We start from the raw sequence: 19359 nt of genomic DNA, 5'->3' as shown, positions 1-19359 counted from the left end.
AGGCAAAGCCTCCTGTTGTCTTATGTTGCTATTTTGGGAAAATCAATATCCCTGGTTTTGCGAAAACTCTTTGGTGACATCGATGGTCTCCTGGGGAACAGGAAAAATTCTCAGGTACGGTTCAGTTTGTGGTTTCGCTGTGTAAGGGTTGTCAAATGTACCAAACCGTATCATCTGTTTCCTGCGATACATTTCCCAGTACATTTCGTACCCTATTTCATTATACAGAATCTCTTCCGTAAGAGACGTAACGGGCTTTCCGGGTTCATTGTTAAATAAGGCTTCCCTTGTTCTGCTCGTTTTGAGCATATTAATATCCGCCAGGGCCGCTGCATTTTCACCATTGCGGAAGTATGCTTCCGCCCGCATACAGTAAATACCCCCGAGACGATATAAAGGGATATCTACATTGCTATTGCCATTACCGTTTTCCGGATCAAATTCATATTTGAAAACCCTGACACCCTGGTTAATTTCCGTTTGTGAAAAAACAGCCTGTGACGGGTTGGAAAAATTGAGTGCCGGAGTGAAATCCATAGGCAGTGTCGTGGTTTTCTCCATATAAAGCATGCTTAGCTGTATCCTTCCGTCCGGGGTCATTACAAAATCTCCGTTTTCCGTAAGCGTAGGTCCGTATTGCTGCCCGGCAAGTAAACCGCGGTTAAAATGAAACCAGGGTAACCCGTTACTTCCGGGAACAATGTCTTCTGCGGGTACGCTGCCCGTGGTACCGTCATTCATAAACCAGGTACCGTCACTGTACTGGTAATACCGGTGAAAACGGGGGTCGTCAAAATTATCTTTCCAGGTATTGTAGAACTCTTCGGTTATACAGGAAGCATTCGTACCCCGGTTATTCGGAGAAGGTTTCTGGTTTCTTCCGACGGACATATAGGCAAAATCGTTGTCGCTGTTCCGCATGTTATCATTCTCCTGGACCACCACGAAAACCAGTTCTGATCCCCCCGAATTATTTATCGAGAAATTGTCAAAATAATTACTTTCCAGTTGAAAATTTCCATCTATAAGAAGAGAAGTATAGTGAATTACTTTATCCAGGTCGGTCCCGTCGTTATCAACAGCAGTTTCGCGGAAATTAAACTGGGAAGAGGTATTGTAACGATCTTTGTAAACCGCACGATTGAGGTACATATCGGCCAGTAAAGCATAGGCGGCCTGTTTGGTAAACCTTCCGTTATGTGTGGATTGTGCTCCGAGTTCGGCAAGTTCCGGGATTAGACCTTCGACTTCCGTAATAAGACTGTCTACGGCTGTTCCCGCCTGTAATATCCGGAGTTCGGCATCGGGTTCGAACGGGTTGCGGAAAGGGGCCTGGTTGAAAAGGTCCAGGGTGTGATAAGTGTAAAATGCCCACAGCCCCTTGGCTTCTGCTATAAAGAGGTCCCGATCTCCAAAACCTTCGTCTGCGTTTATGGCCTGAATGGCCGTAAGAGATTTGGTAATACCGCTTACGAGGTTATTCCAGGTTGAGGTAACCACATCATTATCGGGTTTCCAGGTAAATTCGTGCATGGCCCGCCATTTTCCGCCGTCTCCCCAGTCGCTTCCCCGGGTAGGCAGCAGGGCTTCGTCCGTGGAGTATTCCTGGAGTGCAAAAACGTTCCCGTGATCTACAAAAGTGGCATCGCCGAGCTTTCCATAGGCTGCCGCCAGAGAGCTTTCCGGATCGGCATTCTCATTCCCCAGTACTTCATCGATCACCTCTTCATCGAGATCCGTACAGCCGGAAAGGTTGAAGATAAACAGGGATAAAAAGAATATTCTTGATAGAGATATTAAATTTTTCATCATTATAATTTTAAAGTTGCACCGAGCATATAGGTTTTGTTGGAAGGATAGGTAGTGTAATCAACTCCTATGGACTGGTTACCGTCGCTGGACCGCGGACTGTTAACCAAAGGATCGTAACCGGAATATCCGGTTATGGTGAACAGGTTCTGTGCACTTACATAAATGTTAAGTCCCTTGATCCAGTTTAGTTGGTCCACATTAAAAGTATATCCGAGACGGAGATTGTTTAACCGGAGGAAATCGGATTTCTCCATGTACAAGGTGGAGAGTTGTGGAGTATTTTCCGGGTTGGCTCCGTCATTGTAATATTTGGCCAGCAGGTTACGGTCGGAAGCCAGGTTGTTGATATTCAGGGCCAGGTTGGTGTTGTTTACAAGGTATCCGCCTGTTTGTCCGATGAATGACATGGAAAGGTCGAATCTCTTATATTTCATGGCCGTATTGATACCAAAGGTAAAGTTTGGTAATGCTCCTTCGAATATTTGTCTGTCATCACTGTTAATAACCCCGTCGTTATTGATGTCTTCAAAAATATCGTTCCCTTGTTCATCGTATCCGAGATGTTTCAACATGAAAAAAGAACCGGCTTCGTATCCGCTTTTATAAATATTGGCTCTTACACCCGATAATCCCGGTCCGGCGATACTACCGGAATATACCTCGGATATCGGGAGGTCTTCTATGACATTGTTCAGCGTAGCCCCGTTGATATCGGCTGTCCAGGTAAATTCATCGGTTTTTACCAGTTGCGATCCCAATGTGAATTCCAGTCCCTTGTTGATGATCTTACCATCTATGTTCTTCCACACATTTGTGGTCGGGCTAAGAGGCTCGGAAGGGATATTCAGAATGGCATCGGTCGTGGTTTTGTTATAGTAATCGAGCGATCCGTAGAGTTTACTGTTCCACAGGCTGAAATCCACCCCAATGTTATACTGTGTCACCACTTCCCATTTAAGGTCCGGATTGGCTGTGCGGTTGATAACAATACCGTTTACGAGTTCCAGGTCGTCATACAGGTAATACCCTCCGGTAGCTGATTGGGAATAACTGGCCTGGGTAATTTTGTTCTGTACTTCCTGGTTACCTGTTTGTCCCCAGCTTGTTCGTAGTTTTAACTGATCCAGCATGTCGGTATCCACAAGGAAATCTTCCTGGTCCAAAGCCCAGGCCAGGGCAAAGGAAGGGAAGTATCCGTATTTATTGTTTTCGCCGAAACGTGTGGAACCGTCCGCCCGTAAGGAAGCTGTTGCAAAGTATTTGCCGTCGTAATTGTAGTTCACCCTTCCGAAATAGGATTGCAGTTCGTTCTCCTGGGCATATCCGCTTACGCCGGATTGTACCCCGGAATACCCGGGATTATTGGCCGGTGGTACGCCTTCTCCTTTCGGATCTATATTCTGGATAGAAAATGAAGTACCTGAAAAGTAGAATTTCTGATAAGAGAAACCGCCCAGGAGCTCAAATTTGTTTTTCCCCGTTTCCAGGTTATAGGTCAGGTAGTGCTCAAGCAACGTGCTTTGCGATTCCAGGTTATTCTGTATATAAGCTCCCAGCGGGGTCCTGTCTGTTACGTTCGGGTACATTGTAGAGTTACGCTCTGATGTAGAACGGTCAATACCGTAATTGAACTTGTATTCCAGTCCCGGCAGAATGCGAAATGTGGCCTGGATATTTCCCAGTACCCGTAAGGTTTTGGTTTTATCTTCAAACACGTCGAGCAGGTACAGGGGATTGTAGTGTGCATTCATGTTGAAGTTGGTATATTGCCCGTTCTCGTCAAACACGTTTCGGGTAGGGTTAGCCATCAGGGCATGGACGATCACCTGTCCGTCCGAACCGGCATCTGCCCCGTTCGGGATACCGTTTTCCCTGATTTCACTGGCGGTAAGGTTCATCTGCACTTTAAGCCTTTTGTCATCCAGGAAAGATTCTTCTGCGTTTACCCGGGCAGTGGTCCTTTTAAAGTCATTGGTTTCCACGATACCTTCCTGTTCCATATAAGACAATGATGCGTAGTAATTTCCGGAATCGGTTTGCTTGGAGAAAGAAAGGTTGTGGTTTTGGGTCATTGCGGTGCGGAACAATGCGTCCTGCCAGTCCGTATTCCCCCCGTGATCGTAGGAAGGATCGGTAATCGCTTCACGGTATTGATTTGCACTCATCAGGTCCATTTTTTTTATGACCTGGGAAAAACCCGCGTAGGTATCATAGGTAAGAAGAGCATCTCCCTTTTTTCCCTGGCGCGTAGTGATAAGGACTACCCCGTTAGACCCCCTGGCCCCGTAAATAGCGGCAGCCGAGGCATCTTTAAGGACGGTAATAGATTCGATATCGCTGGTGTTGAGGAAATTTAAGGGGTTTTTGGGAGAGGAACTTCCCAGCCCGAAGTTGGCACCACCGGCACTTACGTTTTCATTACTCAACGGTATACCGTCTACTACAAAGAGTGGCGTACTACCACTTCGTATAGAGCCTATACCCCGTATGGAAACGTCAATACCCGCCCCGGGTTCTCCACTGGAGTTAACAATACGGACTCCGGCTACTTTCCCCTGGATGAGATTATCCGGGGAAATATTGACGCCCTGTTTAAAATCTTCACTGGATATCTGGCTTACGGACCCGGTAATGTCTTTTTTTACCTGGTTACCGTACCCTACTACCACAACTTCTCCCAGCTCGGAAGCATCCGGTTCCAGTTGAATGGTTATGGAAGTATTTTCTACAGCAACTTCCTTTGTCTTATAACCAAGGTAGGAGACTTGCAAAACCTGCCCGCTTTCGGCACGTATTTCAAATTCTCCGTCAAAGTTTGTTGTGGTTCCAATAGAAGTACCTTTTACCACAACGTTAGCTCCGCCCAAAGGGATGTTGTTTTCATCAACAATAATACCGTTTATGGTTTGTTGTGGAACGATGCGCATATTTCCGGTAAATGTATAGAATTCACCAGCTTGTCCTGTCCTTGGCGATAAAGCAAGAAAGCCCAAAACAAGTATGCTCTTTAATTTTGAAAAAGTAGTTTTAGAATACATCAATTTTTAGTTATTAGTTGTATGATAAATCATCTTACTCCACAATTATGTATGATAATCATGGCTTTCCGGATCAAAAAATGTCTTTGTTTTTGGTTACATAGAGTTGGTTTTTTTATACGATCGGTTTTTAAATTTAAGGGGATATAGGGTTATTACCACAAGGCAGTTTGGGAACATGGTATTAAAAGGCTTTTCGGAATATCGATGCGCTAAGTAAAAAAAGCCCCGGATGACAAACATTTTGAAATCGTTATCTTATGATTAATTTCTGCAAGAGATATTTACCTGTTATTAAAATTCGTCTCTTGGGAATTAAGCTTAATTTTACATTCGGGAAGGACCGGAAGAACCTTCGGCAGGAGTAGCTGACAACAGTTTCACGGAAAGATATTTTTTACTTTACCTTTTCTTAATTTAAGCTCTGTATTATTGCCGAACTTGTTTTGTAAATCTAATTTCCTCCTCCTGGTATTATGAAATACTTTTTTAAGACCGTTTTCATCTGGATAGCTGTAAGCTTTGTTTCCCATGCACAAACAGATGCCCTCGGCATTAATAAAATACAGCTTATCGGATCGCATAACAGTTACAAAAAGGCGATAGCTCCGTCCCTGTTTCGTTTTCTGAAGGAAAAGGATACCACAGGGGGTATAGCGGGACTGGAATACGAACATGTAAGTATAATCCGCCAACTGGATATGGGGCTGCGCAATCTGGAACTGGATGTGTATATTGACGATGAGGGAGGGAAATATGCCTATCCGAAGGGATTAGAACTGGTTGACGATCAACCTGCATACGATCCGGATGGTAAAATGAAACTACCCGGGTTTAAAATGCTGCATGTACCGGATATAGATTTCCGCAGTGAATATTTGACGCTGGAAGATTGTCTGGTGGCTTTACGCATATGGTCGGAAGGGCATCCCGGTCACACTCCCGTATTTATTACCCTTGAGGCCAAGGATGGAAATGCCAATCGTTTCGGAACAACTCCCCAAGCTTTTGATGAAGTCGCTTTTCACCGGTTAGATAGCGTACTGTTGAAACACCTGGGAAACAAACACCTGATTGTGCCGGATGATGTAAGGAGAAGTAATACCACCCTGGAAGAAGCTGTTCGGAAACAACAGTGGCCTTCCCTGAAGGAGGCAAAAGGAAAGTTTCTTTTTATCCTGGACGATAAAGGGAGAAAAAGGGAGCTTTATGTAAAGGGGCACTATGCCTTGCAAGGTCGCGTTTTATTCATTAATGCAGAACCCGGAACTCCCGAAGCGGCAACGATGATAATCAACGATCCTTATGATAACCGTATCCGGGAACTGGTAAAAAAAGGATATATTATCCGTACCAGGGCCGATGCCAATACAAAGGAAGCCAGGCAAAATGATTACACCCGTTTTGAAGCAGCGCGGCGATCGGGAGCGCAGATTATTACTACCGACTATTACCTGCCCGGTCGTCTTTTCGACTCATCTTATAAAGTATCGTTCGGAGACGGGACCTATTTCAGGATAAATCCTTTATTTTTTAAGGAATTCTGATTTCACCTGGCGGAACCGGAAGCTATTTTATTGCCTTTAGTTTACCCGAATCCAGGTGTATCTCAAAACGATCGGCCGGAGCGCCGTGTGTAAAATGATAAAGACATTCGAATACGGTCTTTAATTGGTTCAGGAACTCCGTATCAACGGATAGCTTCCCGTATGCTCCGGCTAGAAAATTATAATGTGCAATACGCTCTTCCGGAATATCTTTAAGTGCAAGCACATCCGCATTGCGTAATTTATAGAAATCAAGCAAAAGGTCGTTCCCGTCCCATTTTCGGAAATCTTCGGATGTTAAACCGGCATTTTGTAATTGCAGGTGTATTTCCTTTTTTGTAAAAGCTGCTGTTTCGGGCAGTACGGACAGAAAATCTGTACCCTTTCGTATCCGAATGGAGTCGTAGAGCTTTTCCGGCCAGTCCTTTGCAAAACGGAGCCTTACCAGTTCTTTAAGATGCCACAGCGTGAAATCGGAATACTGTTCTGTCCGGAGAATGGACTTGTCCCAAACAGGTTTCTGTTGGTCTTGCAGGTAATCGTATTCCAGGGAATACAAGGGGAAAAGCGTCCGGAATTCCGGGACTTCGAGCAGGGAAACGGTTTCTGCTTCCAACGGTTGTCCTTCCCTTATGGTCAGTATTTTATATCCCGGCATATAGGCGGCAGGGGAGGGAGACTGTATATTAACGAGCCAATTCCCGTCTTCATATGTTCTTATACCGGTGTCATTTATATGCATATGCCCCCCTACATGTATCCGTAGCCCGGCTTTGGCAAAAGTTTCGGCAACGGCTTCCGGAGGAACGCGTTCCAGTTGCCATTTTTTTCCTCCGAAAAGTTTTTCCAGGAGGGGGGAGGCATCGTCATTAAAGTCGATCATGGGAAAATGGCTGAAGGCGATAAGTGTTTTGTTCTTTTCCCTGGCCTGGGCAGCTATTTTTTCCACCCAGCGGATAAGGTGTTTTTTATGTGTGAGTACGTTTTTATATCCCGTCCCTGCACCGGAATAGTTTTCCGCTACGGAAGGATCTGCAGAAGGGTCTTTCGGGATGTGGACATCCCCGTCTATGGCAAGCAACCATATACCGGGTACCGGTTCAACAATATAGCTGGCATCCGGTACCGTGAAGCCCGGAATGACGTCGTAGGTGCGGTTTTGCAACAGGGCTGCTTCCTGCGCCTGTTGGAAAGAATACGTATCCGGGGTGTAATTGCTGAATGGTGTTGCCCAATAGAGATATTCCGGGGAAGGAGAAAAACCGAAATCTTTCAGGCTTTCCATGATGTCTTTGTAGCCTGACTTGGCAATATCTTTGGAAACGATTAGAGGTAATCCATATTCTTCCGTATTTTTCACAAGATCTTTCTTGCTGGTGATTACCTGGTTTTGTCCGCCCTGGCCCAGAAAATCATTTTTTCCTGCTTCCTGGCGGAATGGCCCTACCGGGTCGTGATTTCCGGTAGTGATAAAGAATTGTATACCGTACCGGTCACTGTATTTTTTCAGGATGCGTTGCAGGCCTCGTATATGAACCGCTTGTCCGTCATCCGAGTAATCTCCCGGAAGTGCTACCAGGCGAATACCTCTCCCCGCTATATCGTCGAGAGCGCTGAGGAAGGCAAAATAATTCTCGTTAAATATACGGGTGGAATGCAGTTGCGAACCCATAGTACGCAAAAGTATATATTTCCCTGTTTCCGGATGGCGTATACCCCGGTAATCCGTATCGGTAAAAGTGCCGTAGAGGTCCTGGAGGTGCACATCGGCCAGGAAGGCTATTTTAACGTTGTCGGGAGAAGGCTGTGGAAAGCCGGGTATGGTAACAACCAGTGATACCAGAAGCGAAAGAAGAATACGGTGTTTCATGGTGCTATTATGGTGATGCGGAAATCGTTTTGTACAAAAATGCGGCAACTTCCCGGCTTATCCGAAAGATCCGTGATAAAATTTTTGTTATTTTTCAGGTACCCGTTTCGGGTTTAAACTCTTCAGTTTATTATAGCAATATAGCTTTGATAATTCGTCGGTTTGTTATTTCAGCTATTTCGACAGGCTTCAATACAGCACCTCAAGGGAGCATCCGGCCGGGATTGGGACGAGGAAAACCAGGTTCTCTATTATCGGGAGGAGTAAACCGATTTTCCTGGAAACCCGATATAATATTTTCTTACCTCAAACAAGGAGTTACGTCACTTTTATTGCGTGGTATTTATATGTAAAGGGCATGGGTACGATGCCTCTCATAAATCCCTGAAAACCGGTGTTTTTATATGAAGTGTTGCTTAAAATGCTAAATTTTAATATATTGCATACTCTATTTATTCAATATTTGATTTGGTATTTTTATTTATTTAACCTTAATTTTTAAGTATTATGTCATTTAAAGCAACATTATCTGTTGGCGGCAAGAAAGTGAATATCTTGAACGTTAACTACGATCTGGCACAGGAAGTAGATGCCACAGGACGTCCTTCATCCGTAACCCGGGGAGGAAGAGTTTATTTCACGGTAGAATCCACGGGAGATTCTTTTTTCTTCGAATGGATGACCAATAATTTCGAACGTAAAAACGGAACTATTACTTATCTGAAACGCGACACCGATGCCAAACTGAAAGAGGTAAATTTCACGGAAGGTTATCTGGTGAAGTACAAGGAAAACTTTGACGCATCAGGAGACAATCCTCTTACGGAAACCTTTACCGTATCCTGCAGGATGCTCGACTGCGGCGGAGGTAATCATACCAATGAATGGGTTTAAGTATCCACCATTCTTTTAATTTATTAATATAAACGAGCAAATCAAATATTGCCAAGGGGGATGGCGGTAGCCTCCCCCTTTTATTAATTGTATTTTCTCCCTTCGGAGCCTATCCGTAACCGCCTGTCCTGAAAATAACGGTTTCTGACGTTATTCAATTTTCGGAAGGTATAGCTAAACGTTCATTTTCCGGAACCGGTGTACCCAGGTTTGGGGAGCTATCGGTGTTCCACTGTATTTTTTGCATCCTGGGCGAACGTTTTTTTCCGCAGCCTTCCCCGGGATTGGAATTAGCGTGGTACAATATCCAGTCTTCCGTACCGTCGGGCGATTTGAAAAAGGAATTATGTCCGGGCGCATAAACGCCATTAGCTTCGGACCTGCTGAAAACGGGTTCGGGGTGCTTGGTCCAGGAGGCCGGGTTCAGAATGTCTTCGCCTTCCAGTTTTAAGAGTCCCAGGGTATAATAATCGGTCCAGCATCCGCTGGCGGAGAAAACGATAAATATATTGCCGTTGTGTTCCAGGTATTGGGGGCCTTCGTTAACATTTACATGCGGAGGATTTGTCTCGTCCTGCAGGTCACCTTGTTTTTCCCAGGCATAGGTGGGTTCGGCTATCAACACCCGTTGCCCGTCGATAGTCCAGGGATTTTTCATTTTGGCGATGTAAATGTTTTGCTGATGATTGGTAAGGCCTTCCCAGCCGGACCAGATCATGTACAGTTCGTCTTTATACGTAAAAACATTACCGTCAATAGCCCAGCGATCCGGCCATGCCGCTATTTTGCCTTTAAATTCCCATGTTCCCCTAAAAGGGTCTTCGGAGGTGTTTTCCAGTACATACATCCGGTGATTGTTATTGTCCCCGTCGTCAGCGGCAAAATATACGTACCACTTGCCGTCTATGATGTGAAATTCGGGAGCCCATATCTCTTTGGAATAGGGGGTGCCTTCCGGGGGTGTCCAGATCAGTTTGCTTTCCGCATTTTTAAGATCGGCAAGGTTTTTGGTTTTCCAAAGCACAAGTTTGTTTCCCGTGGTGTGGGTATAATAGTAATATCCGTTGTGGTAGGTACTGTACGGATCTGCCCCCGAAGGCAGCAGGGGATTGATAAATGTTTTTTGCTGCCCGAAGAGGAGACTGCCATACATAAGTAATATTACAAGTGTTATCTTCTTTTTCATGTTGATTTTGATCGTTTTTTTTAAAACCGGGTCCCGGCTTTACTTTTAATTTCTTTCTATTCGAATTTGTTTACCAGCAGATCGTACTCCTTTCGGGAGATGGTGATCATACAGCCATGTCTCACTTTGGCCGGGAGGGTGTATTTGTCCCAATCACTGAAAAAAGTATACCCGGAAGCCTGGTACCAGGGGCCGTTGAGGTTATCGGCTATGGATAGACCATAAGATACCCCGGGGTATTGTTCATAATAAAGGTACCATATTTTTCCGTTTTTCCCCGGTTCAGGGTATGCCAGTAAAGTCCGTTCAGACTCACCGTATAGTACAGGCGGCCGTAGTCTTCGTGTGTCATATGTGCGAAGAGATATGCTTCGTTAGCGGCTTTTTCTCTTTGGGTAACCTGTCCCGGCGGATCGGGTTGCTGGGCGTTACAGATATAAAAAAAGAATAAGGCTGGTAAGAGATATACTATGCGAACGGTTCGTCTCATGGTTGTGTTTATCGGGCGTTAGCTTCTGTCGTCAGCCTGGATATGAGTTCGGTTTCTGTTTTTTTGTATGGTCTTCCGTCCGTGTGAAAAACCTCGTGGAACCAGAGTTTCGGTTCGGCGGTGTACTGTTTTGTCCAGCTGTCCCACGGGTATTTGGTCTGTGATTTTCCGTCTACAAGTCCCCAGTTATACATCCCTACATTGTATTTCCGTGCAATGGGCAGAAAGCCTTCGAAAGTACTACCGTTAGGCCTTGCCATGTATTCGGTACACAACATAGGCCGACCGTACCGCTGTAATTGTTTTATTTTTTTCTCCAGGTCCTCCGGGTGGTCGTAATTGTGAAAGGTTATGATATCCGATTGTTCCACTTGTAGTTTGTGCATAGGTTTCATTTGGTTATGGGAATCCCAGTCCCCTGTCCATACCCCGGAAGTAAGCGGCTGGCTGGGGTTGGCTTCCCGTGCCCAGACAAATACCTTTTCCAGTAATGGCAGGACAAGGTCTGCTTTATTAGGGATTTCTACTTTTTCATAAGAAGGCCCTGTCATGTTATCGGGCTCGTTCCATACGTCCCATCCTAATATGCGCTTATCGTCCTTAAATCTGCTTACGGTTTCTTTGACATATTTTTCCAGCCTCCCGTACTCGCTGCTGTCCTGCAGGACTTTCTGTCCCGGGCTCTGTACCCATCCGGAGTTGTGTACGTGTGGTTTGGGCTCCCGTTGTTTCCCGGTTTCCGGGAAGGGGTCCCAGCAGGAATCGAACAAAACGAACAGGGTGCGGATATGGTGTTTATCGGCAATGCCGAGGTACTCGTCTATACGGTAATAAAATCCTTCTTTATCTTGTTTGTGAAGCAGATCGTGCAGATATACACGCATGGTATTCATCCCGATGGATTCCGCCCACCCGAGTTCCTTGTCTATGGTTTCCGGGTCGAAGGTGTCTTCCTGCCACATTTCAAGCTGGTTGATGGAAGTACTGGGATTAAAATTAGCCCCTACAAGCCAGGGTTGTTCCGCATACCATTGGTTGGCCTGTTCTTCGGACCAGATGGCACGGGCCATAATTTCCGTTTTTGTTTCCGGTTCGGGTATTTCCTGTTCCCGGGTATTGTTTTCTTTATTCTTACAGCTTATAAAAGCGGTTAATACTATGGCCGATATCCAAAGCCTGTAGGTTTTACTGTTTGAGATCATCTTCATTGTATATAATATATATAGCCCTGATGTTACTGTTGTATTTTTTCAGGACGGGTTAGTAAATCAATATCCGGGATTTTGTTCGAGGTTGGGATTGTTTTCCACTTCCACCTGGGGTATAGGCAGGCGGATGTCCCTATCCGGGCCAACAGCAATGGTGAAATTACCATCAAAGTCTGGCAATGTCCCCGTATTTGTTCCTTTAACCACTATATTGGCAAATGGAACAGGTTCCCCTTTTGCTGAGGTCACACTTCCCGAAACTTCCACGGCATTCTGTGCAAGCATATGCTGTGAAAGCAATAACACGGGGAGTAATAACAGGTATTTAAACCCGGAAAGATGTGTTAGAATAGCTTTCACCTGTTCATATTTATTGTTGTTTAACAGTCAGACCTGCCTGCGGGCAGGCAGGTGGAATGCCCTAATGATCATTTTCGTCCCGAAAGCTTTCGGGAGGTTTGCCGAACTGGTTCATGGGCATTTCATAGAATTTCATTTTGAATTTTTTTAAAGTTTTGGTTTTAGTGAAACAATTTGTAGAAGTAATGTTTTGATCCTTAAATTTTTGAAACAGAACAAAATTTACACAATTGTTATTTGGTTGAAATTTTAGTGTTTATTTTAGTGATTATTAAAAAAGACCGCCGTGATTTTAGTAAATTAACTTTTTCAAAGTAGATTATTTTATTTCGAAAATCGGCCGGGGAGCCGTCCCAATTTTTATTCAAAAGAGTTCAATTTTCCGATAATTCCCGGAAACGCTGTAGTTTGAAATGATTTGAAGAAAAATGAGATGATTTGTATAGGGATATTTGCGGTGAAATGAATTGATTTGTAGAGATATGAGGATGCTTTATTTGTTTTTGATATGTTGTTTTCTCGCAATGGATTTGCGGGCCCAGACTTATGCTTTCAATAAACTAAAAGTAGAGGAGGGGCTTTCGCATAACTCGGTGATCTGCATGTTACAGGACAAACGGGGATTCTTATGGTTTGGCACTAAAGACGGGCTGAATCGTTACGACGGGTATAACTTCAAATTATTTCAGCATCAACCGGGCGACGAAAAGAGTATAGGCAGCAATTTTATACGGTGCCTGCACGAGTATGATAACTACATCTGGGTAGGCACGGATACGGGATTGTTTCGTTATGACGAGAAAACCGAATCGTTTGTATTGATTGAGAGTACCAAAAACCAACCTATACTCGATATCGAAGGAGATGTAAACGGGAACCTTTGGTTTATTGTGGCCGGTAACCTGTATAAACTGGATATGGCTACGGGAGAGGAAGAGAAGTTCAACCGTTTTTACGCTTCGTTTGTTACATGTAATGCGTCCGGAGAAGTATCGGTTTCCTCATCGGAGAAATTATACCGCTTTGTTCCTGACAATAATTCTTTTCGCATAATAGACCTGTCCGATTCGGACGGAGGAAGAGGAGAATTGATGATCACCGCACTTTCTTCCGGGGGCAAAGATTCCCTGTGGATAGGTACAAAGAACCGGGGCGCTTTTCTTTATAAAGAATCGGAAAAACGGTTGATAAGCCTGCTGAAAGATAGTGAAAACCCCCTGTATGTAAGGGATTTTCTCAAAAAGGGAGATGAAGAATTATGGATTGCCAGTGAATCGGGTGTTTATATTTACAATCTCAGAGATCGTACCTATCAGAATCTCCGGAAGAATTATAACAATCCGTATTCTTTATCGGACAATGCTATATATGAACTGGTGCTGGACAGGGAAGAGGGCATTTGGATAGGTACTTATTTCGGCGGCATCAATTATTACCCCAGGCAATACACTCCCATGCAGCGCTATTTTCCCAAGGTCGGTGAAAATTCGATAAGCGGTAACGCGGTACGGGAGATCAAAAAAGACCGTTTCGGGCATTTGTGGATAGGGACCGAGGACGCAGGGCTTAATCGTTTTGACCCGGAAACCGGGAAATTTATCAACTATTCTTCCGTGGGAGAGAAAGGGCCCCTGTCCAATTATAATATTCACGGATTATTGCCCGTAGGGGATAAACTCTGGATCGGTACCTTCGAACACGGACTGGATATCATGGATATACCGTCCGGAAAGATCATCAAACATTTTGGTTCCGGCGATGACGAAGGGCATCTGCGAAGCGATTTTATATTTTTTATTTATCAAAGCAGGAACAAGGATATTTATGTCCTTACCTCTTCCGGCATCCACCGGTACCTTCCGGAAAAGGATTCGTTCGAAGTTCTACAAGGCTTTCCGGAAGTGTATCATTATACCTGTTTTGCCGAAGACCATAACGGGGTATTCTGGGCCGGGACTTACTGGGACGGGCTGTTTTACTTCGACCCGAAGACAAAAGACAAGGGGTTTTTCAGGTACGACCCCGGTAATCCGAACAGTTTGAGTTCTAATGTAGTAAACGGTATTTTTGAAGATTCCGAAAACCGCCTCTGGGTGACTACCGAAAACGGGCTTAACCTTTTGCGTGAAGAGACGAACGATTTTCGCAGGTTTACCAAAAAAGACGGTTTTCCCACCAATGTCACCTATTCTATTCTCGAAGATGAAAATAAAAACCTTTGGATAAGTACTTCCAAAGGCCTGGTAGAATTTACCCCGGAAACAGAAAAGCTAAAGATATATACCAAATCCAATGGCTTGTTGAGTGATCAGTTTAACTACAGTTCTGCTTTCAAAGATGAGAACGGGGAGATGTATTTCGGAGGGGTCAATGGTATGATTCGTTTTAACCCGGACACTTTTCTTCCGGACAATTCCCATCCCCCGGTATATATTACCAATATTCGCATAAATAATAAAGAGGTACGGGTGGGAGAGGAGGGGTCTCCCCTGGAAAAATCTATTTCGTATTCCAATCATATCACACTCGATAACAAGCAATCTACCTTTAGCCTGGAATTTGCTTCCCTGAGTTATACCGCCCCGGAGATGACCCGGTACTGGTATAAACTCGAAGGGTTGAATGACGACTGGATTGCACTGGACAAAAATCACGAAATAAGTTTTACCGAACTGCCACCGGGCGATTACAGGTTTAAGGTAAAAGCCGTGAACAACCACGGGGTATGGGGGGAAGAGAACAATGTGCTGGAAATAAAAGTATTGCCTTCTTTCCTGGCCAGTAACACGGCATACGCCATTTACACCCTGATACTTTTGCTCGCTTTTTATGCGCTCTTGCGGTATTATCACCAGTATACGAAAAGCAAGAACAACCGGAAGATCCGCCAGCTGGAAAATGAAAAGGAGAGGGAAATCTACCAGGCTAAGATCGAGTTTTTTACGAATATAGCCCACGAGATCCGTACTCCCCTGACACTTATTACCGGTCCGCTGGAAAAATTGCTCAAAGGAAACTACAAATCACCCGAAATACCCAAAAACCTGGGGATAATGGAAAAAAATACGTCCAGGTTGTTAAACCTTGTAAACGAGTTGCTGGATTTCCGGAAAACGGAAATGAAGCATGTAAAACTGAGTTTTGTAGAGGTGAATATCAGTGAGCTCCTTGAAGAAACCTATATACGGTTCAGCCAGCTTATCCAGGAAAAGAGCCTGCGGTTTGACCTGCTGAAAGATGATAATGACATCTATGCTTTTGTAGATGAAGGGGCAATAAAGAAAATACTCAGCAACCTGTTTTCCAATGCCATAAAATATTCGAAAAGCCGGGTTCGGGTATGTCTGAAACAGGGTGAAACGGAATTCAGCATTGAAATAGAAAACGACGGGCCCGTAATACCTGTTCATTTGAAGAAGCGTATTTTCGAACCGTTTTTCCGGCTTCCGGGGGAGGCCGAAAATACCGGGACGGGGATAGGCCTTTCCCTGGCACATTCCCTGGCCGAACTGCACAATGGAAGCCTTTATATCGACGAACAAAAGCAATCGGTAAACGCATTTATTCTCAGAATACCTGTTCACCAGGACGAAGAATTTAAAACATGGATAGCAGACCATGAGAAATCCGGAAATCGGGATACAAAAGCACAGCAACCCAATCTGAACAGGCAGCTTCCTCTTATTCTGATAGCGGAAGACAATAAGGAACTGGCCGGTTTTATTTACGGCGAATTGTCCGAAACCTATAATGTGATCCTTGCCGTGAACGGAAGAGAAGCCTGGAAGATGATAACGGATTACGAGGTGCAGCTGGTCATCAGTGATGTGATGATGCCCATATCGGACGGAGTGGAGTTGTGCCGTCTTATAAAAGATAATACGGAAACCAGCCATATCCCGGTGATACTGCTTACGGCCAAAAGTGCTTTGAATGCCAAAATAGAAGGGTTGGAATCCGGCGCGGATGCCTATATATCCAAACCTTTTTCTATGAACCACCTGAAAGTGCAGATATCCAATTTGCTGAAAAACCGTAAAACCATACTGGGCCATTACTCCAGTTCGCCCCTGGCTCACCTGAAGTCGCTGGCTACTTCTAATATGGATAAAACTTTTATATCCAAACTTGACAAGGTCATAGATAAAAACCTGAAAGATCCGGATCTCAATATAGATTTGCTGGCGGAAAACATGCATATGAGCCGATCCACATTGTACCGGAAAATAAAAGAAGTATCTAACCTGTCGCCATACGAACTCATCAATATAAGCAGGCTTAAAAAAGCCGCCGGGTTATTGAAGACCACCGATATGAAGATCTATGAGATCTCGGAAAATGTCGGGTACAAATCCCAGACAAGTTTTGGCAGGAACTTTCATAAACATTTCGGCATGACCCCCACGGAATATGTACACCAGGGGACGGACAAAGACGAGAAACAGGATTTTCTTCGTTAGTGTATCTGTATATCCCGATCGTAACCTGAAAAATAACGGAGATAGAAATATTACACGACATATTATCCAAAGCCAGATTCGGTTATGATCATTGGGGAGTGCCGGGTATCATTGTCCTGGTCATCTTTGCTGTTTTCGTTTATATGAAGAAAGAAACAGGGAGAGCTAAACTGGAAAAACTACCCATCGGGGAGCGGGAAAAGATTCGAAGGAAACAGGAAGATATCAAGGCACTGGGTACGGGGATAGGGTGTATCCTGGCCATTATTGTAAGTCTTGTACTTATCATCCTCGCTGTTTTTTATTCCTGAGAGGGAAGTGCAACCTTCTTAGCCTTGCCTTTGTTGTATTTCATGCCGGCAGGCAGGGTGATTTCCGTATTTTTTCCCTTATCTTGGTTCACAGATTACCAGTTTGTATGAGAAGTAACCGGATTTACATACTAACCGTTCCCTTATACCGGGAGAAAGACGATTATTCCCGGAAAGATACTAATACCCTGGCCCCGCTTTACGGGTTGGTACTCGGTGGCGGGGAAAGTAGCAGGATGGGGAGGAACAAGGCTTTGTTGCGGTACCATGATCAACCCCAGTTTGCTCACGTCGCTCAACTGCTCGATGTATTTTGCGACCGGGTGGTGATCTCTTCCAATACTGCACTTCCTGAAAAATATATAAAAAACAGGACGCTTCTCCCCGATGAAGCTGATTATACCGGTTGCGGCCCTCTGAGCGGGGTGCTTACTGCCATACGACATTTCCCCGGGAAATCCTTTTTTGTACTTGGCTGCGATTACCCGGCACTTGCCCGGGGCGATATGGAACAGTTGTACAAAGAACGTTCCCCGGAATACGATGCGGTTTGTTTCTATCACCCCGAAAGCCGTATCGCCGAACCGCTGATTACCATCTACGAAGCAGGTTGCTTACAGGATCTGCATCTTTTTTACCGGGACGGAGGGAAGTCACTGCGCAGATTCCTGGAAGGAAAAAAGATGAAAAAAGTTACGGCTGCAAATCCGCAGGCACTGAAAAGTTACGATACACCGGAGGATTTTAATGCGTTTATCCAAGGCTGATCTGCCCGGGATAAAGGAACTGTGTATTCACAGTTTTTTTGTAATTTACCGGTAAGATTGAGCACAATGAAAAAAACAAGTGTTTCTTTTTCAAAAATTAAGCGGTTTCGGGATGGAGAATTACAGGAGCAGGACGACCTGCTTGCCGTAGAAGAACCGATGGAGATCCGGCTGGATCACGGAAGTGCATCCGCCAGGACATCCAAAAACATAGCTGTTACCATGCGTACTCCCGGCAACGATTTTGAACTGGCGCTGGGCTTTTTGTTTACCGAGGGGATCATCCGGCATCCGGACCAGGTGAAAGCGGTACGTTATTGCACCGATCAGAACCGGGCAGAGCATCCCGAGAACATAGTCCGGGTGTATCTCAGGGAAGATGTGCAGGTGGATTTACAACAATTGCAACGCAATTTTTATACGACCAGCAGTTGCGGTATCTGTGGCAAGGAAAGCATAGAACAAATACATCTTCTTTGTCCTGTACAACAGCCTTCACATTTTATCATAACCCCGGAACAGGTATTGCAATTACCCGGCAAATTGCGCGGAGAACAAAGCGCATTTAAGTTCACCGGGGGAATCCATGCCGCGGCTTTGTTCACTGACCGGGGAGAATTATTGCTTTTGCGGGAAGATGTCGGCAGGCACAATGCCCTGGATAAATTGATCGGGGCTGCTGTGTTTGGTCAGAAACAAGGTGTAAACCTGAGCGCTTGTGCTTTGCTCTTAAGTGGCAGAGCTAGTTTCGAACTCCTTCAAAAAGCGGCTATGGCGGGTATTCCCGTAGTCTGTGCCGTAGGGGCTCCCAGTAGCCTGGCGGTAGAAACGGCAAAGCGGTTTAACATCAGCCTTGTCGGTTTTCTGCGAGAAGACCACTATAATATTTATCACGATACCGGACGGATTTTACATAGTATGACAACATCCTAAATCGGGAAAGTCCATAATGGGCATGGAACAAAAAAATCATACTTCCCGGAAGCTTTCGGGATAATATAAACAAGCCAAATCAATAACTTACAAATTTTTGTACAGAGATGAAAATACGAATTAAAGGGGACAGTGTGCGGTTGCGCCTGACGAAGACCGAAATTTCCGATCTGGAAAACCGGGGATTTATAGAAGAACAAACCAGGTTCGGATCAGGTGTTTTCCGTTACCGGTTAGAGCGCAAACAGGATATTGAAGATCTTGCGGCGAATTTTGAAAACAATACCGTTACGGTTTTTATCCCTGCGGAATATGTAACGGTCTTGTTTGAAACCGATAAGGTGGGTTACGAAAACAATCTGCGGACCGACGGAGAAAACCGTTTATTTCTCCTGGTGGAAAAAGACTTTCAGTGCCTGGACCGGACATTGGAAGACCAAAGCGATATGTATATCAATCCGAATAAAACCTGTTAAAAAAAGT

14 protein-coding genes are annotated in these 19359 nt (G+C 44.8%); 7 read left to right on the top strand and 7 right to left on the bottom strand.

The annotated features are described in order from the left end of the window. Positions 1-42: 42 nt before the first annotated feature. Together ACVBDU_RS00135 and ACVBDU_RS00130 are read right to left on the bottom strand one after the other, a co-directional pair. The gene (locus ACVBDU_RS00135; RefSeq protein WP_447177754.1) at positions 43-1812 is read right to left on the bottom strand and encodes a RagB/SusD family nutrient uptake outer membrane protein; all 1770 of its coding nucleotides are present in this window, start codon (positions 1810-1812) and stop codon (positions 43-45) included. Continuing rightward, positions 1812-4850, bottom strand: a complete 3039-nt coding sequence (locus tag ACVBDU_RS00130; protein WP_447177753.1) for a SusC/RagA family TonB-linked outer membrane protein — start codon at positions 4848-4850, stop codon at positions 1812-1814. The genes ACVBDU_RS00135 and ACVBDU_RS00130 overlap by 1 nt, the downstream gene beginning before the upstream one ends. A gap of 476 nt (positions 4851-5326) precedes the next feature. Here ACVBDU_RS00130 and ACVBDU_RS00125 point away from each other — a divergent pair, with 476 nt between their 5' ends. After that, positions 5327-6397: a phosphatidylinositol-specific phospholipase C1-like protein gene (locus tag ACVBDU_RS00125; RefSeq protein ID WP_447177752.1), complete on the top strand. Its 1071-nt coding sequence runs from the start codon at positions 5327-5329 to the stop codon at positions 6395-6397. Positions 6398-6419: 22 nt separating this feature from the next. Here ACVBDU_RS00125 and ACVBDU_RS00120 read toward each other — a convergent pair whose 3' ends face one another. Further along, the gene (locus ACVBDU_RS00120) at positions 6420-8267 is read right to left on the bottom strand and encodes a metallophosphoesterase (RefSeq protein WP_447177751.1); all 1848 of its coding nucleotides are present in this window, start codon (positions 8265-8267) and stop codon (positions 6420-6422) included. Between the two features lie 507 nt (positions 8268-8774). Here ACVBDU_RS00120 and tssD point away from each other — a divergent pair. Continuing rightward, on the top strand, positions 8775-9161 hold the full coding sequence (gene tssD / locus ACVBDU_RS00115; RefSeq protein WP_447177750.1) for a type VI secretion system tube protein TssD: 387 nt from the start codon (positions 8775-8777) through the stop codon (positions 9159-9161). A 154-nt stretch (positions 9162-9315) separates the two neighbouring features. Here the strand turns inward: tssD and ACVBDU_RS00110 are convergent, their stop codons facing one another. The 4 genes from ACVBDU_RS00110 to ACVBDU_RS00095 all read right to left on the bottom strand — a co-directional run bounded on the left by ACVBDU_RS00110 (position 9316) and on the right by ACVBDU_RS00095 (position 12405). Then, positions 9316-10347: a glycoside hydrolase family 43 protein gene (locus tag ACVBDU_RS00110; RefSeq protein ID WP_447177749.1), complete on the bottom strand. Its 1032-nt coding sequence runs from the start codon at positions 10345-10347 to the stop codon at positions 9316-9318. 208 nt (positions 10348-10555) lie between these two features. Then, the gene (locus ACVBDU_RS00105; protein WP_447177748.1) at positions 10556-10837 is read right to left on the bottom strand and encodes a hypothetical protein; all 282 of its coding nucleotides are present in this window, start codon (positions 10835-10837) and stop codon (positions 10556-10558) included. Between the two features lie 8 nt (positions 10838-10845). Then, positions 10846-12039 (bottom strand): glycoside hydrolase 5 family protein, encoded by a 1194-nt coding sequence (locus ACVBDU_RS00100; RefSeq protein ID WP_447177747.1) that lies wholly within the window; start codon positions 12037-12039, stop codon positions 10846-10848. Positions 12040-12105: 66 nt separating this feature from the next. Beyond that, positions 12106-12405, bottom strand: coding sequence for a carboxypeptidase-like regulatory domain-containing protein (locus ACVBDU_RS00095; RefSeq protein WP_447177746.1), 300 nt, complete (start codon positions 12403-12405; stop codon positions 12106-12108). A gap of 482 nt (positions 12406-12887) precedes the next feature. Here ACVBDU_RS00095 and ACVBDU_RS00090 point away from each other — a divergent pair, with 482 nt between their 5' ends. From ACVBDU_RS00090 to ACVBDU_RS00070, 5 genes are all read left to right on the top strand, one after another. After that, positions 12888-16865, top strand: a complete 3978-nt coding sequence (locus ACVBDU_RS00090; protein WP_447177745.1) for a hybrid sensor histidine kinase/response regulator transcription factor — start codon at positions 12888-12890, stop codon at positions 16863-16865. Positions 16866-17008: 143 nt separating this feature from the next. Next, positions 17009-17176 (top strand): hypothetical protein, encoded by a 168-nt coding sequence (locus tag ACVBDU_RS00085; RefSeq protein ID WP_447177744.1) that lies wholly within the window; start codon positions 17009-17011, stop codon positions 17174-17176. Between the two features lie 107 nt (positions 17177-17283). Further along, positions 17284-17943 (top strand): molybdenum cofactor guanylyltransferase, encoded by a 660-nt coding sequence (gene mobA, locus ACVBDU_RS00080; protein WP_447177743.1) that lies wholly within the window; start codon positions 17284-17286, stop codon positions 17941-17943. A gap of 66 nt (positions 17944-18009) precedes the next feature. Then, on the top strand, positions 18010-18876 hold the full coding sequence (gene fdhD, locus ACVBDU_RS00075; RefSeq protein WP_447177742.1) for a formate dehydrogenase accessory sulfurtransferase FdhD: 867 nt from the start codon (positions 18010-18012) through the stop codon (positions 18874-18876). Positions 18877-18983: 107 nt separating this feature from the next. Continuing rightward, on the top strand, positions 18984-19352 hold the full coding sequence (locus ACVBDU_RS00070; protein WP_447177741.1) for a DUF7009 family protein: 369 nt from the start codon (positions 18984-18986) through the stop codon (positions 19350-19352). The last annotated feature ends 7 nt before the right edge of the window (positions 19353-19359 follow it).

The sequence above is a fragment of the Sinomicrobium endophyticum genome (genome assembly GCF_052983315.1).
This window is presented reverse-complemented; position numbering and strand designations above follow the sequence as displayed.